Consider the following 6,256-nt stretch of genomic DNA (forward strand, 5'->3'; position numbering starts at 1 on the left):
GATCATTAATAATGACATCCCAGCCTATAGATCCTTTTTTTCGACGTCTATTTATCGTCGTCATTATTGTTATAGCCTTGTTTTTATTAAAGCTGATGCTGCCTGTCATCATCCCTTTTTTTGTCGCCTTTGTACTGGCCTATTTATTTAACCCGTTAGTAAAGCGGCTGAGCAAATACGTTAAACGCTGGATTGCAATTATCGTCGTCTATACCACAATTACGGTAGGTATGGCGCTATTGTTGTGGTGGTTGATACCGACGTTGTGGTACCAATTACAAGCAGCTTGGGAGTATCTGCCGAGGATTTTGGGTTGGTATAATGATGTGGTTCGCGACTGGTTTGTGAGCAATACCAACATACTACTGCCGGCATTGCAGATCGAAGGCTTTTCTGAGACCTTGGTCAGTTATATGCAGACGCATTACAACATCTCTGATGCGAGCACATGGATGAGTCAAATTCTTTCTTCGGGGATGAGGTTTGTCAATAATGCCGGCTTAATTGTGTTGGTACCTATTTTGACGTTCTACTTTTTATTCAATTGGGATCAGCGTATTCATAACTGGAAGATGGCCATACCGGCAGGGTATAGCAAAAAAGTGATTACTATTGCTGAAGAGTGTGATCGCGCTTTAATGGAGTTTATTAAAGGGCAGCTTTTGGTTATGGTGTTACTAGGCGCTATTTATGCTGTACAGCTGCAGCTGATCGGTTTGGAGTTGGGACTCACTATTGGTATGGTCGCTGGTATCGCAAGCTTCGTACCCTATTTAGGTTTTGGTTTGGGCTTTATTGCTGCCATTATCGCGGGACTATTTCAGTTTGGCTTTGATTGGTTCTATCTGTCGTTGATTGTGGGAGCCTTTTTGGTCGGTCAAGCCGCTGAAGGTTATGTGCTGCAGCCGCTACTACTAGGGGACAAAATCGGTCTATCGCCGCTATGGGTCATCTTTGCGGTGTTGGCAGGGGCAAGCCTATTAGGCTTCGTTGGTATGCTTATTGCGCTACCCGTATCAGCGGTAATCAATGTGCTATTTAGGCATCTCTATGCTTATTATCGCTCGACTGACTTTTATAAAGGCCGCGTTCAGTTGGATCTATTCAAAAAAGAATGATCTTATTTGAGAACATATCCTTCTTTGCTATGGCTAAAAAGAGTAAAGCACTTGTCAGTCATTTTAGAAGTATGGTATATATAGGCGCAGTGTTTATAACACAATTTTAGAAGATATGGTTTCTCAATACCGTTTTACCGTGTTATCCAAACTAAGTTGACGATCTATGGCGCAAGCACAGCTAAGTCTCAATCTGGACATAAAGCATGATGCGAGTCTCAGCGACTTTTCAGGTCCCGGTTGGATGTCTATCATCGATGCAGTGCGGCAGCTTCATGTCGGCCTGATAGGTCAGTTGTACCTATTTGGCAGCCCTGCTACTGGCAAGTCCCATTTATTATCTGCTATCTGCGAGTCGTTTATCGATATCGATAAATCAGCCATTTGCCTTTCGCTCAATGAGCTAGTCAATACCGATGTCAATGTCCTATCTTCGCTAGAGAACTTTGATGTTATCGCTATTGATGATTTGGATGTTCTAGAGCATAGTACTCAGTGGCAAGAGGCTTTGTTTCATCTGATCAATCGCAGCCGAGAGGGCCAACGTCAGCTATTATTTGCTGCTAACAAATCTGCAAGCACGCTGCCATTTCAACTGACCGATCTACTCACTAGGTTGTCTCAGGCGCCAAGCTTCAAGGTCCCTGATGGCCATGAGTTGGTCGATCGTCAAGCGCTGCTAGAATCTATCTTGCGCCGGCGCGGTTGGCAGTTTGATGAGCGTATTTTGACTCATTTGCTCACAGAAGGTCCGCATCGTATTGGGGCGATGATGGAAGTGCTCAATTACATACAGCCTATGTTTTCAAACTTAGGCCGCAGTAATATCTCAAAAGCAGTCATCAGCGATGCTCTGCGTACGATCGATGAGCAGACCTTAGCCGCTGAGCTGGCGGATATCAGTCAAGAAACCCAAGTCGATAGTCAAGCGGCGATTGATGACAATCAGACGATGCCACTCGACTTCTAACCTTATACTCATATTTTTATTGCACAAAACAGTTCATTGCACACAGTATTGTATTTTATAAAACAACTTTACTATCGATAGGATATCTTATGACACTCTCAGCCTCTTTATACAAAAAACTATCCGTCGGTACGTTACTGATGGCCGCAAGCTCAGTATCTATGCTAACGCATGCCGACGTGACGCTGCTCGTGGATGACAATATCAAGGTTACCGCGATTAATGGGCAAGAGATTTCTCAAAGTATCTTTCAGCCATTGATCAAAAGCTTCACGCTACAGCCGGGTAAGCATGCGATAACAGCCAAATACGATCGTCTGTATAATCTTCCTCGTGATGAGCATGACTATCTGCGTTCGGGTAACGTCAGTGTTGTCGCTGAAATGGCGGACAATCAGACCTATCGTTTGGTTATGCCAAACCAGCCAGAGGATTACAAAGCTGCTAAAGAGTATGCAAAACAGCCAACGCTTGCTGTGCAGCAAAACAATACCATTATCGCCAGTCAACAAAGCGTAGCTGGCAACAGTGGCGGAATTTTCTCTGGGTTGAGTAAAGCGATTGGCGGCGTATTTGGCGGTGGCGAAGATGCGCAGATGCAAAACCAACGCGCTATCGCTGCTATTGACCAGCCATCACCTGCACCTGCAGTTCAGCCACAACCGACAAGGGCGACTACAGGAACTACGCGAGCCACGAGTACTTATAGCGTAGCACCCGCTACAAAAGCGGCATCAGTGCAAAGCACCAATACTCTAGATAGCTTTATGCAGCTTTGGTTACAAGCAACGCCAAACGAGCGCGCAAAAATACGCCAATGGGTACAAGAATAGGCGATTATAATCAGTAAGCTACTGTAGATAGCAATCATTGTGCCAAAATTTAGATATAAAAAAAGCACCTAATTCTATAGGTGCTTTTTTGTGCATAACTGATTACTAAACACGACTTGTATAATGCTATTTGCCTAAAAATGCGTTATACATCCATACTAGCTTCTCTTGCTGCTGCACATACTCATCAAGCAAGTCAGCAGTACCTTGGTCTTCCGCTTCTTCCGCTAGAGCTGATACTTTACGCTGCTCTTCGATAAGCGTTTGTAAACCTGTAACTACACCTTTGACGCAGCTATTACCATCATGGACGTTTTTGTCTTCTTTGATGCTAGTATGCTGAGCAAAGTCGCTATAAGCATGTAGTGGCGTTTTACCTAGAGTTAGAATGCGCTCGGCAATCTCATCGATCTCTACTTGCAAGTTAGTGTACAGATCTTCAAACTGCTCATGCAATGAAAAGAAGTGTTCGCCTTTAACGTTCCAGTGATAGCCGCGTACGTTGATATAAAACATATGATAGCTCGATAGTAAGCTGTTAAGCTTTTCAACGACAGCGCTCATATCTGCTCTTTCTAGGCCAATCTGATTAGTAGTGTTATCTTGATTACTCATAATATTATCCTTTTAATGTGAGTGTTAATTTATAAAACTGTATTTAAAGACTATGCTAAAAAAACTGTAATTAAAGTACGATTAAAAATATTGGTGATTATTTTTTACATTTTAATCAAAATTATTTTATCTTATTAAGCAGACAGTAGCAAAACCCGTCTGCTAGCTCCTGCCTCTTTAATGACTCCTATCATAGCAAAGGTAGGTGGTTAGGTTAATTGAATTAAATAAACCAATATGATGAGTTTTATAAAACATAAAAAAGTGATAACTACTAACAGCTTTAACTAGTGCAGCTAATGCGCTAAGCAGGAGGCTGTAAGCTCTCGGGGTTTAGACCGCGAATAGGAACGACTTCTTGTAGATGTTGACGTACCGTATCGATAGGGAATTTTTGCGTAGTTAAGCGCTTAGGTATAATTTGACTGCCTTGCTGACCTTTCATCTCAAACATCATAAAGATATAGTCATCAGTCTCATCCCAGCTCTTGACCGCGCTCCAAGGTATCACTGCTTGCTGAGTTGCGCCGGCACGCATTTGCATACCGCGCATTTGCGGGTTTTGCATCAGATCAGGCTGATTGGCAGGCATCGCCATCACTAGGCCATGCTTTTGTACGCCAAGCTTGATTTGGCGCATCTCATCAGGCATCTCTTGCCCTGACACTTGTTTTTCAAACTCTTTTTTGACGTACCATTTAAAGCCAAGGGTCCGAACCAACAAATAGATGACTACGGATACTAGCATTAGCCAAAAAATAATCGTTGAGTAGCCCGTCAAAAAGACCAGTCCAGCGATGGCTAGGAGGACGACTATCCCTATAATGATCCACTCTTTCATTTTTAGACTTTTTAGACCAAAAGAGGGGCTTGCATTAGTAAATAGCTCGTATTGGGCTTGCTGAAATTCAGCTTCCGTCAAGTTGAGGGCGATAGGTTGCAGCGTATAGGGATACAGGGCCATAAAAGGTTCTCAGATACTCAGATAAAAAGTGTTAGACGACTTTGGCACACTATAATGGGCTAAAGAAGGATATCGGTAGGTGCTTATCTTACCGAAAAGCGCCTATAAAAGAAATAGATTCGCCTATCTATCGTTATCTGTCGCAAAACTATGCGAAAACGTGGTCAAATCCGCTGTGTCTTGGTATCATAGCAACCATTTAGTTTTACTCATCTAACTTATAGCGCGACAGGCAATTCTTATGATAGACCCCAAACTTTTACGCGGTGACTTAACTGATTTACAGCAGCAATTGACCACGCGTGGTTATCCGCTAGATATAGAATTTTGGCAAACGATTGAGTCAGAGCGTAAGTCTTTGCAGGTCAAAACAGAAGAGCTGCAATCGCGCCGCAATGCGGGAGCCAAACAAGTCGGCGCGCTCAAAAAGGCCGGTGAAGATGCAAGCTCGCTACTTGCTGAGATGCAAAGCGTCAGTGGTGAGATTAAGGCCGCCGAAGACGAGCTACGTAGTCTACAAGAGCGCATCAATCAGGCGGCGCTACAAATCCCTAATCTTCCAGCTAGCGATGTGCCAGTAGGGGAGTCAGAGGACGATAACGTAGAAGTACGCCGCTGGGGTAGCCCGCGTGAGTTTGATTTTGAAATACAGGATCATACCCATATCGGTGAGACACTAGGGATGCTTGATTTTGAAGCTGCTGCGAAGCTAACAGGTAGCCGCTTTAATGTGCTAAAAGGCCAATTGGCGCAGCTGCATCGCGCGCTGATTCAGTTTATGCTGAACACTCATACTATTAAGTACGGCTATCTTGAGACTTATGTACCTTATATTGTCAATTCTGAGAGCCTAAAAGGCACAGGTCAGTTGCCTAAGTTTGAAGATGATCTGTTTAAATTGACTAACCATACTAATAACGACGGCACCGACTTTTACTTGATTCCGACTGCTGAAGTGCCAATGACTAATCTAGTACGCGGTGAGCGTTTGGATGTTAAAGAGCTGCCGCTTAAGTTCACCGCGCACACGCCGTGCTTTCGTAGTGAAGCCGGCTCGCACGGGCGCGACACACGCGGCCTGATCCGTCAGCATCAGTTTGAAAAGGTTGAGATGGTCAATATCGCCACCTCTGAGCAATCAGATGAGCTGCTAGAGGCGATGACGGGGCAAGCAGAATATATCTTGCAGCAGCTCAATTTGCCGTACCGCACCGTTATGCTATGTACCGGCGATATGGGCTTTGCCGCGCAAAAGACTTATGACATCGAAGTGTGGCTACCGAGCCAAGAGACCTACCGTGAAATCTCTAGCTGCTCAAACTGCGGCGACTTCCAAGCACGCCGTATGGGCACGCGGGTTAAAGACGGTAAGCAAACCAGTCTGGCACATACCTTAAATGGCTCAGGTCTAGCAGTAGGGCGTACTTTGCTCGCGGTAATGGAAAATCATCAAAACGCTGATGGCAGCATTACGATTCCTGAAGTATTGCGTCCATTTATGGGCGGCGCTGAGACGATTGCAGTATAAGTAGCGCTTTATCCTATCTATCGATTCTGCCTATTTATGTATCTACATGTCTGTCATTTAATAAAACCAATAGGAGTGATTGCGAAATGCAAACGCTCCTGTCAGCGCATTTTTAGCTAGGGTTATCGCAAATATGTTAATATTGCCCCTGACTTAAATATCTTGTTATTTATCTAGGGCGTGTTGAACATTCGACCATGGCACTGACAGCGACTATTTTTTAGGCGA

At 44.2% G+C, this 6,256-nt stretch carries 6 protein-coding genes; 4 read left to right on the forward strand and 2 right to left on the reverse strand.

Annotated features, from left to right (window positions below):
- Nucleotides 1–11: 11 nt before the first annotated feature.
- The 3 genes from I3248_RS10105 (at nt 12) to I3248_RS10115 (ending at nt 2,921) form a co-directional block, all read left to right on the forward strand.
- A complete protein-coding gene (locus tag I3248_RS10105) occupies nt 12–1,118 on the forward strand; it encodes an AI-2E family transporter (protein WP_238063569.1) in 1,107 nt (368 codons plus the stop codon).
- 166 nt (nt 1,119–1,284) lie between these two features.
- Nucleotides 1,285–2,088: a DnaA regulatory inactivator Hda gene (gene hda / locus I3248_RS10110; RefSeq protein WP_025643839.1), complete on the forward strand. Its 804-nt coding sequence runs from the start codon at nt 1,285–1,287 to the stop codon at nt 2,086–2,088.
- 89 nt (nt 2,089–2,177) lie between these two features.
- Complete coding sequence (locus I3248_RS10115; protein WP_238063571.1) at nt 2,178–2,921, forward strand: DUF2057 family protein; 744 nt, start codon at nt 2,178–2,180, stop codon at nt 2,919–2,921.
- A 126-nt stretch (nt 2,922–3,047) separates the two neighbouring features.
- Here I3248_RS10115 and I3248_RS10120 read toward each other — a convergent pair whose 3' ends face one another.
- Together I3248_RS10120 and I3248_RS10125 are read right to left on the reverse strand one after the other, a co-directional pair.
- A complete protein-coding gene (locus I3248_RS10120) occupies nt 3,048–3,536 on the reverse strand; it encodes a Dps family protein (RefSeq protein ID WP_238063573.1) in 489 nt (162 codons plus the stop codon).
- A gap of 304 nt (nt 3,537–3,840) precedes the next feature.
- Complete coding sequence (locus tag I3248_RS10125) at nt 3,841–4,500, reverse strand: YcxB family protein (RefSeq protein ID WP_025643833.1); 660 nt, start codon at nt 4,498–4,500, stop codon at nt 3,841–3,843.
- A 241-nt stretch (nt 4,501–4,741) separates the two neighbouring features.
- Between I3248_RS10125 and serS the strand changes: the two genes are divergently transcribed.
- A complete protein-coding gene (gene serS / locus I3248_RS10130; protein ID WP_238063575.1) occupies nt 4,742–6,028 on the forward strand; it encodes a serine--tRNA ligase in 1,287 nt (428 codons plus the stop codon).
- The last annotated feature ends 228 nt before the right edge of the window (nt 6,029–6,256 follow it).

Origin of the sequence: Psychrobacter sp. Ps3, assembly GCF_022129275.1 — a bacterium.
GTDB classification, from domain to species: domain Bacteria; phylum Pseudomonadota; class Gammaproteobacteria; order Pseudomonadales; family Moraxellaceae; genus Psychrobacter; species Psychrobacter submarinus.

Excerpts from the sequence above, each read along its gene's own strand:
- I3248_RS10105 (WP_238063569.1), top strand. The coding sequence starts at position 12 with ATGACATCCCAGCCTATAGATCCTTTTTTTCGACGTCTATTTATCGTC.
- hda (WP_025643839.1), top strand. The coding sequence starts at position 1,285 with ATGGCGCAAGCACAGCTAAGTCTCAATCTGGACATAAAGCATGATGCG.
- I3248_RS10115 (WP_238063571.1), top strand. The coding sequence starts at position 2,178 with ATGACACTCTCAGCCTCTTTATACAAAAAACTATCCGTCGGTACGTTA.
- I3248_RS10120 (WP_238063573.1), bottom strand. The coding sequence starts at position 3,536 with ATGAGTAATCAAGATAACACTACTAATCAGATTGGCCTAGAAAGAGCA.
- I3248_RS10125 (WP_025643833.1), bottom strand. The coding sequence starts at position 4,500 with ATGGCCCTGTATCCCTATACGCTGCAACCTATCGCCCTCAACTTGACG.
- serS (WP_238063575.1), top strand. The coding sequence starts at position 4,742 with ATGATAGACCCCAAACTTTTACGCGGTGACTTAACTGATTTACAGCAG.